The sequence below is a fragment of the Pseudocolwellia sp. AS88 genome (assembly GCF_030551755.1).
GTDB lineage: Bacteria > Pseudomonadota > Gammaproteobacteria > Enterobacterales > Alteromonadaceae > Pseudocolwellia.
This window is the reverse complement of the sequence record NZ_JAUPEC010000014.1, coordinates 94,296-113,927: the sequence shown is the minus strand read 5'-3', so window position 1 is coordinate 113,927 and position 19,632 is coordinate 94,296. Positions and strand designations below refer to the sequence as shown.

The following is a 19,632-nucleotide window of genomic DNA, read 5'->3' as shown; positions in this document are numbered from 1 at the left end:
CTTAAAATATAAAACGCCCAATGAAGTACATCAGGCGTTTTAATTAAATGACTGTCAACCTATATTAGGACGGGTCACTAAAATTCATTTAAAACTCAATCTTACACTGAAGTAACTCTCTCCCTTTCACGCTTTCCTTTATATAAATAAAATCCTGACTGTAAGCCGAGATCTCTGTATCGATTGTTTGCCTTAGTGCAACAATAGTTCAATTATTATATTAACGAAAAACAACTTATATAAATCTTGTTCATCATCTATTTTAGAAACATTGGTGTTATATGTTAAAAGAAAGTTCTATTCACAATCAAAAACATATAGATGTGTTTAACTTAACAATGAAAATCAGTTGGATAAGAGGAAAGGTAATTGAGGTAATTAATTAGGCTTAATAATTTAAACCTAATTAATATCATTGTATAAAGCTAATATTACTTATTAATTGAGGTAGAAATCACATCCACTAAAGCTTCAATATGTAGTTCATCGTCATTTAATGCTGGAATATAATGGTAGGTTTCACCGCCTGCATCCATAAATACCGCTCGGTTTTCATGTTCTAATTCTTCTAATGTTTCTAAACAATCAGCGCTGAATGCAGGACTAATAATGGCGATGTGCTTATGACCATCCTGAGCAAGTTTTTCTAAAGTTACATCAGTATATGGCTTTAACCATTTAGCTTTACCAAAACGTGATTGAAAGGTCATTTCAAAGTCGTCTTTGTCAAAGCCTAACTCTTCAGTGACTAAACGTGTTGTCATACTACAAAAGCAATAATACGGGTCACCCTGCTCTAAAAAAAGTTTAGGCATACCATGGTAAGAAAGAACTAATTTATCAGGTTTTCCGTGTTGTTCAATATGCTGAGTTACACTATGAGCTAACGCTTTAACATATTTAGGATTATCGTGATAACCACTAATAAAACGTAAGCTTGGTATCCAACGCCATTTTTGAATAGTTTTAACAACCGCATCAAAGGTCGAAGCCGTTGTGGGCCCTGAGTATTGTGGATATAGTGGTAAAATAACGATGTCATTAACACCTGACTCTTGAAAACTGTTCAATGCTTTTTCTATCGTTGGTTCGCCATAACGCATAGCAAGTGCCAAAGTAACATCATCACCGTATTTTTCTGTTAAAGATTGGCGGATTTTAACTTCTTGTTGCTTACTGATCACCATTAAAGGTGAACCTTCATCTGTCCATACAGATTTATATAAAGCCGCAGACTTTTTAGGTCGAACACGTAAAATAATGCCGTGCAGAATAATCATCCAAACAACACGAGGTATTTCTACAACACGAGGATCTGATAAAAATTCTCTTAAAAAGTTTCTTAAACCAGCAGATGTTGGAGCCTCAGGTGTACCTAAATTGGTTATCAATACACCGACATTTGCTTTTTTGTTATGAAGTTCTTTGGTACGACCTAAAAATCTCGCCATGATAGTTTTTACCTAAACGCCTATTTAAGGAACAATTGTATCTATAAGAAGTGATACAGGTTCTGTTGATAATACATCAGCATTAAGTAACTCTGTTTTAAAGTCGCCCGATTTAACGCCTACGCCACCACTAGCAGAAACTACAGCGTATATATTCACAGCTGGAACATCACTTAGTTTCGCTTGAGGAGACATAGCCTTGCTGTCATCTAGAACAATAGTGACAGGTAAATCGCTGGCTTTTAACTTAACCGCTGCAACAGGCATTCTGCCATGTTTAGCGTCTGCTGATACTGCATAGATAAATACGACTTTATCTTCACCTTGGATCAGTAGTTGTTTAATTTCTTCACTAAGATCAACATTAACTGTTAATTGAGGACCTGAAACTGCAGCTTCTTGTGTATTAGCCTGAACACTACCATTTTCATTATTAACTTGTTGTAATCTATTTTTAGCTTCATTTACTGCTTCACGAAGAGCATCTGACTGCACATTGGTTTTATTAGAATTAATAACAGTTTCCCAATGTTGAATAGCCAATGAGTAGTTTTCGTTTCTAAAGTTATGCATACCTATTAAGATATTTGTTGATGCATCAGTAGGATCTAAAGCTAAAGCTTTATCTATTAAATTTCTAACATCATCAGACATAGCTTGCTGATCTCGGTAATAAAACGCTTGAGCTTTAGCACCATAAATCTCAGCAGACTCACCTTCAATTTGCATAACTTTATCGAAAGCTTCTCCAGCTCTATTAAACTCACCTATGTTGATAAAGGCTTGCCCTAAGGAATACCAAGCATCAGAATTTTCAGGCTCTTTTACTGTTAAATCAATAATAGACTTAATTTGAGCAATAATCTGTTGGGCCTGATCTTCAGAACTAGCTTGTTGATTAAGTGGTTGGCTTAATTGTTGGTAAGCACCATTAAAGTTATACATCCAAAAACTAAATACGAGTACAAATACCGTTAAAGATGCTGGCCAAATTATTGATATGGTTTTGTTCTCAATAACTTCATTAGAAGAAGCTTTTTTATTTTCTTCTATGTCTTGAAGTAGGCTTTTATCTAACTCTGCAATTAAGTACTGGTAATTTTCATCATCTATACGACCTTGTTTGAAATCATTTTCAATTTCGGCTTTATGTTCGTGATAGAGAGTAACATTGGTATCGTCACGGTCTGAGTTATTTACGATAATTGTTTTGTTATTGCGTTTAATAAAATGTCCCCACACTACAATGAGTATGAGAAGAAGAAAAACGACAGTAAATATAATGAGTTCAGGCATGAATTTATTTTTCTTTTAGTAAGTTATCAAGTTTACTTTGCTGTTCAGCAGAGAGCGTTTCTTCAGCTTGTATTTTAGGCTTTTTACGAATGACCATAACAACCACTACTATCCCTATAAGTACTAAGAGCGCAGGCCCAAACCATAAAATATAAGTCAGGCTAGATACTCTAGGTCGATACAACACAAACTCACCATATCGAGCCACCATAAAATTAACGATTTCAATATCCGCTTTACCTTCATTAAGTAGATCATAAACTTCTCTTCTTAAGTCGGCAGCAATAGGTGAATTAGAATCTGCTAAATTTTGGTTTTGGCATTTAGGGCAACGAAGTTCCTTAGTTAAGGCATTAAATCTAATTTTGGTGACTTCGTCTTTAAATTCATACGTGTCTACAGGACTTGCTTGTACGTGTGAAGATGATAATGAAATCAATACAAATAAAAGTGCTGAGGTAATAATTGCTATAAATTTAGTATTCATTATTTACCTGCCTTTTGTTCCGCAAGAATTTGATTAATTAAATCTTCAAACTCATTTCGCCAAATATTTGCATCTAATGGCCCTGCAAAACGTTTACGAATAACATTATTATGATCAATAACAAAGGTTTCTGGTGCAGCATAAACGCCAAGATCAATACTTAACTTGCCTGCTTCATCAAACATTGAAAACTGATAAGGATTACCTAAATTAGCTAACCATTTTTGCGCTAATACGCGTTCGTCATCATAATTTAAACCATAAATAGTAAAACGTTCTGTATCCGCTATTTCCAATAAAAACTCATGTTCTGCACGACAAGATGGACACCAAGTTCCCCAAACATTAACTAATTTAATACCTTCTTTTAAATCAGCATTAGTTTTTAAGTCTTTAGCATCTTCTACTGTATATAACGCAAAAGCAGGAAATGTTTTCCCTACTAAAGCAGAAGGAAGTTCCGTTGGGTTTAACGATAAACCACGATATAAAACCACACCTAATACAACAAATAATATAAGAGGAATAAACCTAATAACTTTATTCACTATTCCGCTCCTGCTATTTTTGCACTTGTGTCATTTGAATATTGTAAGCTAGTAGCTTTTTTCTTAACCGTTTTCCTTCTACGATAGCGTTTATCTAATATCGTAAATAGACCACCAATTGACATAAAAATAGCACCGAACCAAATCCATCTAACAAATGGTTTATAGTGAACACGAACAGCCCAAGCATTATTAGGTAGAGGATCGCCTAATGCGACATATACATCTCTAAATAAACCTGGATCAATAGCTGCTTCTGTCATTCCCATTGTTTGTACTAAATAAGTACGTCTCTCTGGTTGTAATAAGCTGACAAACTCACCATCTTTATAAACTTCAATTTGCCCCTGTACTGCCGAGTAGTTTGGCCCTTTAACATCTTTCACACCGTTAAATTTAATATCGTAGCCAGAGATATAAGAAGTTTCTCCCTGTGACATTTTTATGTTGGTTTCCGTTTCGTACGTAGAAACAAGTGTCACGCCAACAATCGTTATGGCAATACCTTTATGCGCTAATGTCATCCCTATTTGGCTAAGAGTTAAACGTGACCAAGTTAGAGTCCCATCACTATTTTTAGCGTTATTGTATAGTTCTTTTAATACAACAAGTTCAACCCAACAAGCTAAGGTGATCCCCATAGCGACCCAGGCATCAAATTCCCCACCGTATAAAAATGGAAAAGCTAAACCTACAACAACACTAATAATTGAAGGTGAAAATAACTGTTTACGTAACTCACCTTTTTTAGCTTTTTTCCAGCGGATCATAGGGCCAATGCCCATCACAATGAAGAGTAAACTCATTATTGGAACAAATACCGCATTAAAATAAGGAGGTCCAACAGATATTTTTCCGTAACCTAACGCATCAACTAATAATGGATATAAGGTTCCGAGTAGTACGGTAACAGCAGCGATAACCAGAATAACATTACAAATAAGTAACGCTGTTTCTCTTGAGTAAAAGGCAAAACGGCTAAAGCTGGCAACATTAGATGCTCTAATAGCAAACAAGGTTAATGAACCACCAACAGCTATACCTAATAACATCAATATAAATAAACCGCGACCTGGATCAGCAGCAAATGAATGTACAGAAGTAATAACACCTGAACGAACAATAAAGGTTCCTAATAAACTTAAGCTAAATGCAAATATTGATAGGAGTACAGTCCAGTTTCTAAAAGTACCTCGTTTCTCAGTTACTGCTAATGAATGGATAAGTGCAGTTCCCACTAACCATGGCATAAATGAAGCATTTTCTACTGGATCCCAGAACCACCAACCGCCCCAGCCAAGCTCGTAATATGCCCACCAGCTTCCTAACGCAATACCAGCAGTTAAGAAAACCCAAGCACCTACTGTCCAAGGACGAGCCCATCGAGCCCAAGCGGCATCTAATTTACCGCACATTAAAGCCGCTACAGCAAAAGCAAAAGCAACAGAAAAACCAACATAGCCCATATATAGCAACGGCGGATGAATAATTAAACCAACATCTTGAAGTAATGGATTTAAATCACGACCTTCTAATGGAACATTAGGCCAAATACGTTCGAATGGATTAGAGGTTAATAAAGTAAATACAGCAAAGCCAACAACAACCATGCCTAATACAGATAAAACACGGGCAATAAATGCATCTTCAATACCGTCACTAAATTTAGCAACAGCTGCTGTCCAGGCTGTTAATGAGAATACCCACAGCAGTAATGAACCTTCATGTCCGCCCCAAACAGCACTAATTTTGAAATAATAAGGTAAATGACTATTTGAATGACCTGCAATATAAAGCACAGAGAAATCGTCGGTAACAAAGCTATAACCTAAAGTAATAATACTAATTGCTACAAAGGCGAACATCCCAAAGGTTAATGGTTTAGCATAAGTTATGAGTTGTTGCTGTTTAGTAACAACGCCAACCAAAGGTACTATGCTTAAGCAAATAGCAAAAGCTAAACCAATTATAAGAGCAAAGTGCCCTAGTTCAGGTATCATTTATTTCTCCGAATTTATCGTTCTTTGTACCTAGTAAGGTAGGTCGCGCTATACAACTAATTAAGCAACGAATTAAGCAAAAACTTAATACTTACTCAAACAAATAATTTGAATTGCATTTTAAAAGGTATTTGTCTTGCCCATACAAAAAAAGTGTAAAAACTTATGACAAACAAACTTATATAAATACCTATTTTTCAGCCCTTCAAGCCTAAAAATTGCCATTATTCTAGCATTTACCTTCATTAATATTCATTAAAGTTGTCGATAATATACAATTATATTTCGAACTGTTGCTATACCAGCCTTTATAGTATGATAATGCTGATAAATTTGGTGTGATTTACATCAAACAATATATTAACGTCTCTTATTTGGATTTTTCTTTGCCAACAATTCAGAACAACACGTCGACTCCTTTAATATCTGCTAAAAATCTTACATGTATTAGAGAAGAGCGTATTCTATTTGAAACATTAGACCTGAAAATTCATCCAGGAGAGATTGTTCAAATAGAAGGACCAAATGGCGCAGGAAAAACTAGTTTACTTCGAATTCTAGCCGGCTTGTCATCGCCTTATGAAGGTGATGTATTGTTTAGAGAAAAAAACATAAACAAAGTCCGTGAAGATTTTCATCAAAACTTACTCTATTTAGGTCATTTACCTGGTGTTAAAGGTGAGATGACGGCGCAAGAAAATTTAGCTTTTAATTTAGCTATGCAAGGAATATCAGCCGATTTAGCCGAAGAGACTTTAAGAAAAGTTAACTTATTAGGCTTTGAAGACTCTTTAGCATCTCATTTAAGTGCAGGACAACACCGTAGGATTGCTTTGGCTCAGCTGTGGCAAACAAAAGCCCCCATTTGGATTCTAGATGAACCCTTTACGGCTATCGATAAGGCAGGAGTTAAAACCTTAGAGTCGCTACTTTTGGCTCATGCTGATAATGGTGGATGTGTGATTTTAACTACACACCAAGATTTAGAGTTACCAGTAGATCGATTAAAGAAAATCACTTTAGAATATCGCTTCTTTTAAGTGTTTATTGATAAATAATATAGAGCAATAAGTAAAATGACAGATAACATTCAAAATTTAAATAACTTGTCTTATCGCTCTGCTTTTATGCTTATACTCAAGCGTGATCTCACCATTGCCTTCAGACATAAAGATGATGTGGTTAATCCTATTTTATTTTTCATTATAGTTATCACCCTTTTCCCGTTAGGTATTGGTCCTGAAATAAATACATTATCTCGTATCGCTCCCGGTATTATTTGGGTGGCAGCTTTATTATCGACACTTTTGTCGTTAGACAGATTATTTAAATCAGATTATAACGATGGTTCGTTAGAGCAAATGTTGTTGAGCCCTCATCCTATTTTTATTTTAGTCCTTGCCAAAATAACATCTCATTGGTTACTAACAGGTTTACCTCTCATCTTTATCGCACCATTATTAGCAGTGTTATTACATTTGAATGAAAACAGCTATGGCGCACTTATGCTTACGCTTTTATTAGGTACCCCCATATTAAGTTTAATTGGCGCAATAGGTGTAGCACTAACCGTTGGTATAAAAAAAGGAGGAGTATTACTTAGCTTACTCATATTACCTTTATATATTCCTGTACTGATATTTGCTACAAGCGCTATTGATACTGCTGCAATGAACTTACCTTTTACAGGGCAGCTTGCTATAATTGCCGCGCTATTTTTTACAACATTAACCTTAGCCCCTTTTGCTGTTTCATCAGCTTTAAAAGTGAGTACAAACTAACATGTGGAAATGGTTACATCCTTACGCAAACCCAGAAACAACCTACCATTTAACGGGTAGAATAATCCCTTGGTTTAGCGCTTTAACAATCGCTTTATTAACGATTGGTATTACCTGGGCTTTACTTTTTGCGCCAGCTGATTACCAACAAGGCGACAGCTTCAGAATTTTCTATATTCATGTACCTACAGCAACGCTATCTATGGGTATTTATGTTGGAATGGCAATAGCAGCTTTATGTAGCTTAGTTTGGCAATTAAGGCTTGCTGACGCCTCTGCTGCTGCATTAGCTCCTATTGGTGCTGTTTTTACCTTTGTGTCTTTAGTTACAGGTGCTGCTTGGGGCAAACCTATGTGGGGAACATGGTGGATTTGGGATGCGAGATTAACCTCTCAACTTATTCTTTTGTTTCTGTTTTTGGGGGTTATTGCTTTGCACAATGCCTTTGAAGATAAAACCTCTGCCGGTAAAGCTGCTGGGATTTTAACTTTGGTAGGAGTTATTAACATTCCTATTATTAAATATTCTGTTGAATGGTGGAATACACTGCATCAAGGTGCCACAGTGAGTAAAATGGGTAAGCCTTCAATGTCTATTGATATGCTTTGGCCTTTCATATTCTGTTATATGGGTTTTGTTTTTCTTATTGTAGTAATCACTTGTATCCGCTTTAGAAGCGAAATTATATCCAGAAATAGCATGCGCCCTTGGGTAAGAGAATTAGTACTTAATCAGGGAGTTAAATAATGCAATTCGAGAACATAAATGCATTTTTTGCTATGGGAGGCTATGGTTTTTATGTATGGCTTTCTTATGGTGTTACCGCCTTAGCAATCGTATTACTTATTATTTTAAGTAAACAAAAACATAAGAATACACTTCTTGCAATTAACCAACGTTATACCAGAGAATTAAAGCGTAAAGAAGCAGCTAAGCAACAACAAGAGCTTAAGCAAAATAACTTATCATCTTCAGAAGTAGTAGAGAAAACTAATGAATCCACGCCGTAAAAAACGATTAACCATTGTTGCATCTATCCTTATTGCATTGAGCCTTGTTTCAGGTTTAGTGTTATACGCTTTAAGCCAAAATATTGATTTATTTTATAAACCATCTGAAATTTATAATGGTAAAGAAGGCACCGGCACAAAAGCGATTAACGGGCAGCGTTTAAGAATTGGTGGATTAGTTGTTCCTGGTTCAGTTAAACGTGATGAGAATAGTCTAAAAATCGCATTCAAATTAGCTGATATGAAAATGCCAATCACCTTTGACGAAAATGATCCTATGATCACTGTTAAATATGATGGGATCTTGCCTGATTTGTTTAGGGAAGGACAAGGTATTGTAGCTAATGGTGTGTTAAATACTGATGGTTATATTATTGAAGCCACTGAAGTTTTAGCTAAGCATGATGAGAATTACATGCCAAAAGAACTTGAAATGGATGGTAGTAAAACAAGTATGGAAGCAACCGCTAAAGGTTATTAAAACGCTAATAAATATAATGAAGTTCTTTACTACCTGTATAGGACTTCATTACTTTATAAAAACATTAAGTTTAATAAGTGTTTTATTCAAATAACAATTATATTTTTAACTTGTTAAGCAACATACTCTACAGACAAAATACGCTCTCCCACTTTATTTAGAATCTCTATCTCACCATCACAAACAGCAATTATTGATTTATCTTGTTTAAAGTCGTTCGGAATGACCACTCGACCATTTAAGTTTTCTTCAAACGAACAAACGTCATGCTTTAACTCTAATGAGCCTTCAATGTAATATATAACTGTTACTGTGCGTTGTTGAGAGTGGGACATTATCTTTCCTAATTTATTTAACTGAATTATTTTCAGTTTTGGTTAAATACCTAGGCGAATATCCCTTTTCGACATGAATTAATGCATAACCTATCTGTGTAGATTTACATCATTAAAACTTCATTTCTATAATTATATAAATATTAATAAATTACCAGAACTAATTGCATACAATCTGCAATTTAAAAATCCTTATTTAACAATATATTAATGGAAACACTGGAGCAATATAGACAAAGAGTTAAAAGATGCTTTAAAAACTTATTACCTTGATATTTAAGTTTAGTGCATAAGTAGCTAAATAGCCTGAATTAAAATTAAATGAAGACTATTGAAGAATGACCTCAACTCGGTTGAGATATGATGTCTAATACAAAAAATCCAAGATTTTAAATATGAAATACCTTTGGGGTTACTTATAAATCTGTCAATTATAAATATGGCTTAGGATGATAAGTTTAAGGTTGGCAGCAAGATGGGATGAGCGCTATTTTTTATGAAGATAAATAAACAGCGCTTATTAGCTAGCTATAGCGGATATCAGTGTGTAGCTTGGAGTTATTTAGCAGTCAGGATCTAAGCCCTGCTTAATTTTTTCTAACCTTTCAAGGTGCTTATAATGAGCTCTAAAAGCCGACATTCCAAAAGCGCCAATAACAGCGATAATTGCAACAATAAGCATATGAGGTATTAGTTCCGATAAAGTAACCGAATCTATAATATTATTGATCCATTCCATTGTATCATTCCTTGAAAAATCTTATTCTTCGAAATATGTTCCCCAGCCATCATAATCTACTTTACATTGTTTAGCCAATTGAAACATTAACTTAGTCTCTTCTGAAATAATATCTACTTCAAGAGGTTGTTCTGTAATTATATCGAATGCAAAAACCTTTTCACCACTATCAGTTTCAGCTTCCTCAGGCTCCTCAACGTCATAACCTTTTTTAAATGCGGTTACAGCAGCAGCTTCTAATAACTCAAAGTTGGCACTAGAAAAATGATGTTCAATGGTGTGATCAACTTCTTCATTTGTTTCATCTTCTATAAGGTCGGCAATTAAGTTCTCAGTGTGAGTTAACCATTGCTGTAATTCATCTTCAATCATTGTTTACTCTCTATCTCTGCTTTTACTTCTGCATTAAGTTCATTAAATTTATCAGTGATCATTTTGTGTGCTTTTTGAGTGACTGATCTAATTGTGTCATTTTTTTCAGTTGTTTCATTATCAATTTCAATAGGAGCTAAAAATTCGATAATAATTTTTCCGTTATCCCAACGGTTTAATTTAATATTATTTGTACTACTTGCACAAATAGGCAATACAGGAACATTTGCTTGCTGTGCAGTACGAAAAGCGCCGGTTTTAAAAGGAAGAATACCTTTACCGTTACTACGTGTACCTTCAGGAAAAAGCCAAACAGATAAACCATCAGTATTAATTTTATTGGCTGTTTGAGCTATGGTGCTTTTAGCTTTGCTGCTATTTTTACGATCAATTAGAATATTACCTGTTAACCAGTACATTTGTCCGAAAAAAGGGATCCATTTTAAACTCTTTTTACCCACACTTACTGTATTTGGTCGAACAGCTCTAGCTAGAGTGAACATATCCCAAGTATTTTGATGGTTACAAATGTACACCACAGAATTGAGGTTTTTAATCGAATCAGTGATTCTAACCTCTATATCTACTCCTAATAATTTTGTGACTTTAGCTAAGTAAGCACATGTTAAGTGGGCATTATTTTTATGAAAAGGTCTGAAGAGACAAAATATGCATGAAAATATACATATAAGTACCAGTGCAATGGTAATCAACAGTATTCTAAGAATCGCTAACAAATTTATACCCTACATAAAATTTAAGGGCGCTAGTATACCCCTTAAATTAATCAATTAGTACATTAGTTATTAGCCACATATTCTATTAAATTAGAAGCTAAGTATTGCTCAAAGAGGAATAATAATTTGATAATTAAACTCAACACTAATGTGAACTTAGTACTATCTTCATACCCTGTTGCTTAACTATTTTATATAGTAATACTTAAAATCCTCTCTGTTTTAAAAGTAGTTATACTTTTCTAATAAGTACAGAAACAATAAGTTGGGTACATTTTAGCTTTCTCATCAACCAATAAAAAAACTCACAAGTTTTACCTTATGAGCTTTGTCAGTTGTATTCATTTGTTTAACTTGGTGATAGCCAGAATCGAATTATTTAATTAAAACAGTTCGTCTTCCATATCAAACAAGGTATTACTACCAGCTTTTATCGATTCAATTAATGAGATCCTACGCGGTAATAATTTCGCGAAATAAAACTGTGCTGTTTTAATTTTACTTGCGTAGAAGTTATCGCTTGAATCTTCTTTAGTAAACGCTTCTTCTGCCATTCTCGCCCAAATATAAGCCATAGCGGTATAACCAAATACATGAAGGTAATCGTTTGCTGCAGTACCTAATTCTTCTGTATTTTTACTCGCTGCTAGTAATATTTCTTGCGTTAAGCTTTCTAAATCATCAATAGAGGTTTTTAATGGCGTGATAAACTGTTCCATCTTAGTTGCAGAAGTTGTATCAATATATTCTCTAACCTCTTCAATAAAGATCTTCATTAACTCGCCTTTACTACCGGCAACTTTTCGAGCAAGTAAATCCATTGCTTGAACACCGTTGGTGCCTTCATATATTTGAGAAATACGAGTATCTCGTACTAATTGTTCTTGGCCCCACTCTCGAATATAACCATGGCCACCAAAAACTTGCTGTCCAGTAATCGTGCTATCAAAACCCATATCGGTAAAAAAGGCTTTAGCTAAAGGCGTCATTAATGCTGCTAATGCTTCGCCCTTTTTCTTAAACTCACCTTCACCATAGGTAGAAATATCTAATTGCATTGAGATATAGGTAGATAAGGCTCTTGAACCTTCAGTTAAAGCTTTCATGTTTAATAACATTCTTCGAACATCACCATGAACCATAATTGAATCTGCAACAGCATCTGGATTTTTTACACCCGTTAATGAACGACCTTGCAATCGATCTTTGGCGTATTCAAGCGCATTTTGATAAGACTTTGCCGCAGCACCTATACCTTGAATACCAACACCAATGCGTTCGAAATTCATCATGGTGAACATGCAATTAAGGCCTTTATTCACTTCACCAATTAAGTAACCTTCAGACTCATCGAAGTTCATTACACATGTTGCCGAAGCGTGAATTCCCATTTTATGTTCAATAGAGCCACAACTTACATTGTTAGCCTCACCAATACTTTCATCATCATTCACCTTAAATTTAGGAACAAGGAAAAGTGAAATACCTTTAGGACCAGCAGGAGCATCAGGTAATTTAGCTAAAACTAAATGAACAATATTTTCAGTAAGGTCATGCTCACCACCTGTGATAAATATTTTAGTGCCGGTAACTTTATAGCTACCATTTTCTTGAGGGATTGCTTTAGTACGAATTAAACCTAAGTCTGTACCCGAGTGTGATTCTGTTAAACACATGGTGCCTGTCCACTCACCCGTATATAAACGAGTTAAGTATCTTTCTTTCAACTCATCGCTACCGTGTTTAGCAAGTGATAAACCAGCACCTGCGGTAAGACCAGGAAATAAGGAAAACGATATATCAGCTGAACACAACATTTCTTCATGAAAAGCAGTCACAACTTTTGGCATACCCATGCCACCATACTCAACATCACCACCTAATGCTGTCCAACCACCAGCAGCATAAGTTGCATAAGCTTCTTTATAGCCAGGAGCTGTTGTTACAACTCCATTATTAAAACTTACACCTGTTTCATCACCCGTACGTGATAATGGTGCAATTTCTTGCTCTGCAATTTTTGCGCATTCTTGTAGTATTGCTTCTGTTGTTTCACGATCTACATGATCAGCTAGTGTGGGTAACTTTTCCCATAAAGCTTCCAATTTGAATACATCAAACAACAAAAAGTTCATATCTTTTAAAGGTACTTGGTAATCAGCCACAATCATCTCCAATAACAAAAATTATTTTATTATTAATCGCTAAACATTGAAACAAGCAATTAAAACACTTGTTTTAATGTTACGATAAATATTATACAAAAGCAAAATATCTATGCTGAGTTGAAACTTGCTTAGCAATACAACTAGTGCTTAAATTAAGAATAGAAACTTTAAAGGTAAACTATCTAGGATGAGTCATATCAGGCATTTATTTATCCCCGTATTATTAGTGCTTTTTTCTCATACCGTTAATGGGCAACAACTCCACTTCAGTAAAGTAGAAAAAGGGGACTCTTACCAGTTTAATTATCAATGGTTAGATCATCAGCAACAACCTCAAACTATGGTGTTTTCCTTAGAAAAAACATCGTTATTTAATAAGTTCAGAAACTTCAAAGTATATAAGCCTGAGTTAGCTGCAAAATATATTAGTAGGAGAGTCGTTAGATACTTCAATAAGAATCCAATCGATGATGTGAGCATTAATTATGACAATCAAACAGGTAATATTGTTGCTAAAGGCACTAACATGGGTTCAATTAAGAAAGCTGAAAGCAAAGTGGCTGAACTTAACAAGGAATATACGGATGCTTATATGAAGAAGCATTGGTATCAGACTTTTACTACTTATGACCAAGTACATGCAATTAAACCTGATCATGCTACTTTTGCTAGCTTGTCGGCTGAAGACATGAAACCACTAAAACCTCTTATTTTAGAGAAAGTGTCGATTAAAAACATTCGTCAAGCAACCGACTACGTTTTAGCCTTTGTTCAAAGCATTCCGTATTCACCATTAGAATCAAGAGTTGATTCATCGGGTGCTGGGTTTAATCCACCATTGAAGTTACTGTGGGAGAATCAAGGAGATTGTGACAGTAAAGTTACTTTGACCGCAGCGATACTGCGCACATTAATGCCAAGAATAAAAATGGTGTTAGTTTTTATCGATAATCATGCATTAATAGGAATAGATGCGCTCGCTAAAGGTGATGAGACTACTATTACTGTGGATGGGACAAGCTACCTTTTAGGTGAACCTACAGGGCCTGCATCACTTGCTTTAGGAAGATTAGATGAAGCTTCTGAACTTGCGATATCTCAAGGACTTTATACCGCGGAAATATTTCATTAATCTTAGCAATTATTTACTACTGAGCCATTAAAGGTAAGAATTGCTAATGGCTATTATTTCAATAACGTTAAAATTTGACTCAATAAAGATTCATATCTAACAGGCTTAGCCATGTGCAGATTCATACCTGCGGCAAGTGAATTGTCTCGGTCTTCTTCTCTTGCATGTGCTGTCATCGCAATAATAGGTAGGTTCTTATATTTTTCTTGCTCTCGAATAAGCCGAGTAGCGGTTAAACCATCCATAACAGGCATTTGTATATCCATTAATACAATATCAATCGTATTTTTTTCTAATAAATCGAGTGCGACTTTACCGTTTTCGGCAATTGTAACTTCAGCTCTCATACTAACTAACAACTCTTTCGCTACGAGTTGATTTACCAAATTATCTTCAACAAGTAATACTTTTATACCCGCTAAGTTTTCTTCTTGTTGTTTATTTTCTGATAGCGCTGTTTTTTTGATTCGAGATAGGGTTTTACTAATTGAAAGTAACATATGTCGATATAACGGCTGTTCTTGTATAATATAAGGCACCGTCAGCTCATCTAGTATAGGTTCTTGTGTATTTGTACTTTGATCTTTATTTTGAAAAACACACAACAGTTCAATCATGTCTTGAGTGTTTGTGACTGAAATATCTTGCAAGCTCGCTTGAGGTGCCAGCAGAACAATACTTTCATCTTTAGGTAAAATCTCAATTTGCTCTAACGTTATAATATCTTGATAACTCCAACCTAATGTTTTTATAGATTCAAGAATATTTTTAGGAAGTGTAATACCGTAGTTGTAGATAGTTAAAGATCTAGATGCAAGATGTTGAGTAGTTTCATCGCTTGCTACAAATGGTAATTCAACGGTAAATTCACAACCTTGATAAATTTCACTTTCAAGCGAGATATCACCACCAAGTAACTCAACTATTTGCTGACAAATAGATAAACCTAACCCTGAACCACCGTAGCGTCTAGTCATAGAATCGTCAGCTTGTTTGAAAGCTTCAAATAGGTGTGACTGCTTTTCTAGCGCGATCCCTATACCAGTATCTTTAACTTTAAAACACAGAACATTTTGATTAATTATATCAAGCGTTATTGTAATGCTACCTGTTTCAGTAAATTTAACTGAATTTTGCAATAAGTTAGTAATTACCTGTATTAAGCGCATCTCGTCTGTTTCAATAAATAAAGGTACAGATGGAGATATATCAACAAAAATGTCTAACTGCTTTTTGTTGATCATACCAATATTAAGCTTGATGGCTTTATCTATAATAGAATCAATACTGGTTCTTTCTTTAACTATAGTCATTTCACCCGACTCAATCTTTGCAAGGTCGAGAAGTTGGTCAACTAAATATAAGAGGGACTTTGAGGCGCCGTAGGCATTATCAATATGCAGGCGTTGATTATTGGTTAACTCTGAACGACCTAATAAAGTGATCATGCCTTGTATGGCATTAATTGGGGTTCTAATTTCGTGACTCATATTAGCTAAGAATTGACTCTTAGCTTTGTTAGCAAACTCAGCTTGATCTTTAGTTTTTTCTAACACAGCTTGTGTTGCATATTGCGTAGTAACATCTCGAATAATATCTATAGTACCGACTTCAATACCCGTATCACTATGGATATTTGAACAATAGATATCGTAAGTACTATTACCAGTTTGAATAATACTTTGTAGACCATTTTTAACCTGAGGAGAGGTACTCAGCTTGGTTAATTCTGTACCGAGTTCGTTAAGAATAATTTCATTCGCTTTGTGCCCTAATACGTCTTCCCGAGTTTTCCCAATGAACTCACCAAAGGCATTATTAAAACCAACAATATTACCTTCTGTATTCGTAAAGATAATATATTCAGGTATCGCATTCATAACAGAAGTTAGTAGAGCGTAATCACGTTCATGCTGAACAATTTTCTCTTGTAACTCTTTTGTTTTTTCATTAACGATAGAATCTAATAATAAATTTTGGTCCGTTAAACGTTGTAATAAACTTCTGTTCTGCCCAAAAATATTTTCGACTACTTGATACCAACGTAACCAATCGCTTGTAGGTTTTATTTTACCAGGATCACCTTGAGCACAATATTCAATATGGCTTATAAAGCGTTTGGTTGGTTTTACAAAAGTAAAATGTGTGAGTAAATACACAACAACTAGAAAGATAAATAATCCAATGAATAAAATACAAAAGCTCATAACGTAGTGTGTTAATAAAGGCTCTTTAAAATCTTCATATGATTGATATGTAATAACCTTCCAACCATTAATAGGTAAAATTTGTTTCTGTACTAGTAAATCATTTATCTCTTGATAAACACCTAAATCATTTATTTCTTCATTAGTTAATGATGACAAACTTGTTGGTGCTTGTTCTTTCCATGACCCTATGGTTTTAACTATCTCATTATTTATGGCGTTATGGATTAATACATTGTTATTACGATCAAGTATTAACAAACCAGTATTTTTATTATTTGTTGTATTAAGTTTTTGTTTTAGGCGTGCAAGGCTAATATCCATAAATATAATGCCTGCTATTTCTGACTGATTAAAGACACCAATCCCAATAGAAGTATTAAGGCCTGTGTCAGCAGTACCAGAATATGGGGTTGACCATATCACTGACTTATCTTCCAGCTTTGTTTCTAGTATTTTTTGTGCGTGCTCGCCTTCTAATAAAGCATCGTTATAATGCCAACTATTTCGATTAATAGACGGGTAAATACTGACAAACCTTTTTTTAGACACATAATAAAGCCAGACAGCTTCTTTATTGGCCTGCTTGGTACTAACAAAAGCTGGCGTTAACATATTCGCCATCGCCAACTCTTCTTTGTGAGCTTTACTGAGAAGCTTAATATCGCCTATACCGGTAATATTATTGCGCACATAATCTTTATGATCTAGAACATCATAGTGACGGTATTGAATAGAATAGTGTTCGCCTTGTTGCGAAAGTAATGGTGTTTTAGTCAGTAATTCTTGCGGGTATTTTAAATAATAATTGGCAAATTTTTGAATGTCTTTTAGTGCGTTAACATTTGAGGATAAAAGATCATTAACTTTATGTACTTGTTGATTTAAAACTTCAATCTCTTGCTTTTTTAATTCTGTGAGATCTGAAAAATATCGAAATGTAGAAATAAAAAACGCAGAAAAAACAATCAGTAAAAAAACAACAACAACCAGTAAATTGTATTGGCTAAAGACTTTGCTTTTTTCTACTTCGGTTAACACGAATTAAATATTCCTAATTATCTAACGACATTGTTCTAAGTTATTATTGAGCAGTTCAACATATTATACCATTACATTAAATTACGAAGTGATTATGTTTCTTAATAATCATGGCATTATTAGATATATGATATACCAAACAGAAGTTCAAAGTGGTGCTTAATAATATAATTATACGTTTAACTCCCCCCTAAACAAGACTTTAACCTCGATAAAACCTACCGTTCAAAAGCTTCTCACCAAATAAGACCAAATCAAGCCACTATGCACCAAAACAACACACCAACACAAAACAAAAGCACAAACAAGGTGCAAACAAGTATTCATCTTGGTGAGAAACAAAATTAAATTATTGATTTAAAAGCTTTAAAAATAATGGTCTACTTTGTGCAAAGGTTGCGTCCAACTAAAATAATAATTTTAACATTACAAATAACATAAAGTTGTAGGAACAAATCTATGCGTAAATTACTTGCTTTAATTTTTCTCTGTTTACCTTCTTTAGCTTTTGCTAGTGAAGGCGAACTTAGTGGTTCAAACACAGCGTGGATATTAACTTCCACCGCCCTTGTTCTTTTTATGACGCTTCCGGGTCTTGCACTATTTTATGGCGGACTCGTTCGTAAAAAAAATGTTTTATCCATTCTTATGCAATGTTTTGCAATTGGTTCTTTATCTTCAATATTATGGCTAGTTGTTGGCTATAGTCTTGCGTTTGGTGAAGGCAATGGCTTTATTGGTGATTTCAGTAAAGTATTCATGGTAGGCATAACGAAAGAAACTCTCTCTGGTGATATTCCTGAAAGTTTATTTATGTTATTTCAAATGACTTTTGCAGTAATAACTCCAGCGCTCATTATAGGTGGGTTCGCTGAACGCATGAAATTTTCCGCAGTACTTATTTTTAGTGGTTTATGGCTATTAGCTGTTTACACACCTGTTACTCATTGGGTATGGGGCGGTGGCTGGCTAAGTGAAATGGGCGTATATGATTTTGCAGGTGGTATTGTTGTACATATTACAGCAGGTACAGCTGCCTTAGTTGCTGCTATGGTTTTAGGTCCACGTAGAGGTTTTGGTACAGCTCCATTATTACCACATAACTTAACCATGACAGTAACAGGTGCTGGTATGTTATGGGTAGGCTGGTTTGGTTTTAACGGTGGTAGTGCACTAGCAGCTAACGGTGATGCTTCAATGGCGATGTTAGTAACTCATATCTCTGCCGCTGCAGGTACATTAACTTGGGCTTTTATTGAATGGAGAAAATTCGGTAAAGCGAGTGTTATTGGTGCTGTTACAGGTATGGTAGCGGGTTTAGGTACTATTACGCCAGCATCAGGCTTTGTTGGACCTGGAGGTGCATTAATTATAGGTATTTCAGCAGGTATTGTTTGTTATTATTCAACAGTATTTATCAAACAAAAGCTTCGTATAGATGACTCTTTAGATGTTTTCCCTGTGCATGGTGTCGGTGGTATTTTAGGTACATTCTTAGCGGGTATTTTGTCAGCAACAAGTTTAGGTGTATTCAGTGGTTTTGGTTTTGCCGATGGTATTAACACAATGGGCGAACAAGTTTATGTTCAAACTGTTGGTATCGTTTCAACACTTATTTACACAGCCGTAGTCACTTATGTATTACTTAAATTAGTTGGTTTGATGACTAACGGTTTACGTGTTGATGAGGAAGGTGAAGAGAGCGGGTTAGACTTAGTTGATCATGACGAGTCTGGTTATAACCTTTAACTCTCACAAACATTAATATTATTACCCAAAAGGCATAGCGTTAACCGTTATGCCTTTTTCTTTTTATTGAATGTTGTGACATTTATTAGCCTAAATA

General features: G+C 34.8%; 18 protein-coding genes. 7 read left to right on the top strand and 11 right to left on the bottom strand.

Translation table 11 applies throughout. The annotated features are described in order from the left end of the window. Positions 1-431: 431 nt before the first annotated feature. From hemH to Q5N69_RS11510, 5 genes are read right to left on the bottom strand one after another with little or no spacing between them, the layout of a single operon-like run. Positions 432-1,451: a ferrochelatase gene (gene hemH, locus Q5N69_RS11530; protein WP_304369076.1), complete on the bottom strand. Its 1,020-nt coding sequence runs from the start codon at positions 1,449-1,451 to the stop codon at positions 432-434. Between the two features lie 24 nt (positions 1,452-1,475). Further along, complete coding sequence (ccmI, locus tag Q5N69_RS11525) at positions 1,476-2,747, bottom strand: c-type cytochrome biogenesis protein CcmI (RefSeq protein ID WP_304369074.1); 1,272 nt, start codon at positions 2,745-2,747, stop codon at positions 1,476-1,478. A gap of 4 nt (positions 2,748-2,751) precedes the next feature. After that, positions 2,752-3,234, bottom strand: a complete 483-nt coding sequence (locus tag Q5N69_RS11520) for a cytochrome c-type biogenesis protein (RefSeq protein WP_304369072.1) — start codon at positions 3,232-3,234, stop codon at positions 2,752-2,754. Further along, entirely contained in the window at positions 3,234-3,782 is a 549-nt protein-coding gene (locus tag Q5N69_RS11515) for a DsbE family thiol:disulfide interchange protein (protein WP_304369071.1), read from the bottom strand. Before Q5N69_RS11515 ends, Q5N69_RS11520 begins: the two co-directional genes overlap by 1 nt. Next, positions 3,782-5,782 (bottom strand): heme lyase CcmF/NrfE family subunit, encoded by a 2,001-nt coding sequence (locus Q5N69_RS11510; RefSeq protein ID WP_304369070.1) that lies wholly within the window; start codon positions 5,780-5,782, stop codon positions 3,782-3,784. The genes Q5N69_RS11515 and Q5N69_RS11510 overlap by 1 nt, the downstream gene beginning before the upstream one ends. Before the next feature lie 386 nt (positions 5,783-6,168). Between Q5N69_RS11510 and ccmA the strand changes: the two genes are divergently transcribed. From ccmA to ccmE, 5 genes are read left to right on the top strand one after another with little or no spacing between them, the layout of a single operon-like run. Next, on the top strand, positions 6,169-6,822 hold the full coding sequence (gene ccmA, locus Q5N69_RS11505; protein ID WP_304369069.1) for a cytochrome c biogenesis heme-transporting ATPase CcmA: 654 nt from the start codon (positions 6,169-6,171) through the stop codon (positions 6,820-6,822). 36 nt (positions 6,823-6,858) lie between these two features. Beyond that, entirely contained in the window at positions 6,859-7,563 is a 705-nt protein-coding gene (ccmB, locus tag Q5N69_RS11500) for a heme exporter protein CcmB (RefSeq protein ID WP_304369068.1), read from the top strand. A 1-nt stretch (position 7,564) separates the two neighbouring features. Continuing rightward, positions 7,565-8,311, top strand: a complete 747-nt coding sequence (locus Q5N69_RS11495) for a heme ABC transporter permease (RefSeq protein WP_304369067.1) — start codon at positions 7,565-7,567, stop codon at positions 8,309-8,311. After that, positions 8,311-8,574 (top strand): heme exporter protein CcmD, encoded by a 264-nt coding sequence (gene ccmD / locus Q5N69_RS11490; protein WP_304369066.1) that lies wholly within the window; start codon positions 8,311-8,313, stop codon positions 8,572-8,574. The genes Q5N69_RS11495 and ccmD overlap by 1 nt, the downstream gene beginning before the upstream one ends. Then, entirely contained in the window at positions 8,558-9,055 is a 498-nt protein-coding gene (gene ccmE, locus Q5N69_RS11485; RefSeq protein WP_304369065.1) for a cytochrome c maturation protein CcmE, read from the top strand. The genes ccmD and ccmE overlap by 17 nt, the downstream gene beginning before the upstream one ends. A gap of 113 nt (positions 9,056-9,168) precedes the next feature. Here the strand turns inward: ccmE and Q5N69_RS11480 are convergent, their stop codons facing one another. From Q5N69_RS11480 to Q5N69_RS11460, 5 genes are all read right to left on the bottom strand, one after another. Then, the gene (locus Q5N69_RS11480) at positions 9,169-9,390 is read right to left on the bottom strand and encodes a TIGR02922 family protein (protein ID WP_304369064.1); all 222 of its coding nucleotides are present in this window, start codon (positions 9,388-9,390) and stop codon (positions 9,169-9,171) included. Between the two features lie 562 nt (positions 9,391-9,952). Beyond that, on the bottom strand, positions 9,953-10,129 hold the full coding sequence (locus Q5N69_RS11475; protein WP_304369062.1) for a hypothetical protein: 177 nt from the start codon (positions 10,127-10,129) through the stop codon (positions 9,953-9,955). Between the two features lie 21 nt (positions 10,130-10,150). Further along, on the bottom strand, positions 10,151-10,501 hold the full coding sequence (rraB, locus tag Q5N69_RS11470) for a ribonuclease E inhibitor RraB (protein ID WP_304369061.1): 351 nt from the start codon (positions 10,499-10,501) through the stop codon (positions 10,151-10,153). After that, complete coding sequence (locus tag Q5N69_RS11465; RefSeq protein WP_304369080.1) at positions 10,498-11,214, bottom strand: 1-acylglycerol-3-phosphate O-acyltransferase; 717 nt, start codon at positions 11,212-11,214, stop codon at positions 10,498-10,500. The genes rraB and Q5N69_RS11465 overlap by 4 nt, the downstream gene beginning before the upstream one ends. Positions 11,215-11,621: 407 nt before the next feature. Further along, positions 11,622-13,409 carry an acyl-CoA dehydrogenase C-terminal domain-containing protein gene (locus Q5N69_RS11460; protein WP_342866556.1) on the bottom strand — a complete coding sequence of 596 codons (1,788 nt, stop codon included), beginning with the start codon at positions 13,407-13,409 and terminating at the stop codon, positions 11,622-11,624. 184 nt (positions 13,410-13,593) lie between these two features. On the opposite strand from Q5N69_RS11460, the gene Q5N69_RS11455 reads away from it, so the two are divergent. Continuing rightward, positions 13,594-14,538 carry a hypothetical protein gene (locus tag Q5N69_RS11455; protein ID WP_304369059.1) on the top strand — a complete coding sequence of 315 codons (945 nt, stop codon included), beginning with the start codon at positions 13,594-13,596 and terminating at the stop codon, positions 14,536-14,538. A gap of 53 nt (positions 14,539-14,591) precedes the next feature. Here the strand turns inward: Q5N69_RS11455 and Q5N69_RS11450 are convergent, their stop codons facing one another. Then, the gene (locus tag Q5N69_RS11450; RefSeq protein ID WP_304369058.1) at positions 14,592-17,786 is read right to left on the bottom strand and encodes an ATP-binding protein; all 3,195 of its coding nucleotides are present in this window, start codon (positions 17,784-17,786) and stop codon (positions 14,592-14,594) included. A 459-nt stretch (positions 17,787-18,245) separates the two neighbouring features. On the opposite strand from Q5N69_RS11450, the gene Q5N69_RS11445 reads away from it, so the two are divergent. Continuing rightward, a complete protein-coding gene (locus tag Q5N69_RS11445) occupies positions 18,246-19,535 on the top strand; it encodes an ammonium transporter (RefSeq protein ID WP_304369056.1) in 1,290 nt (429 codons plus the stop codon). Positions 19,536-19,632 lie beyond the last annotated feature (97 nt).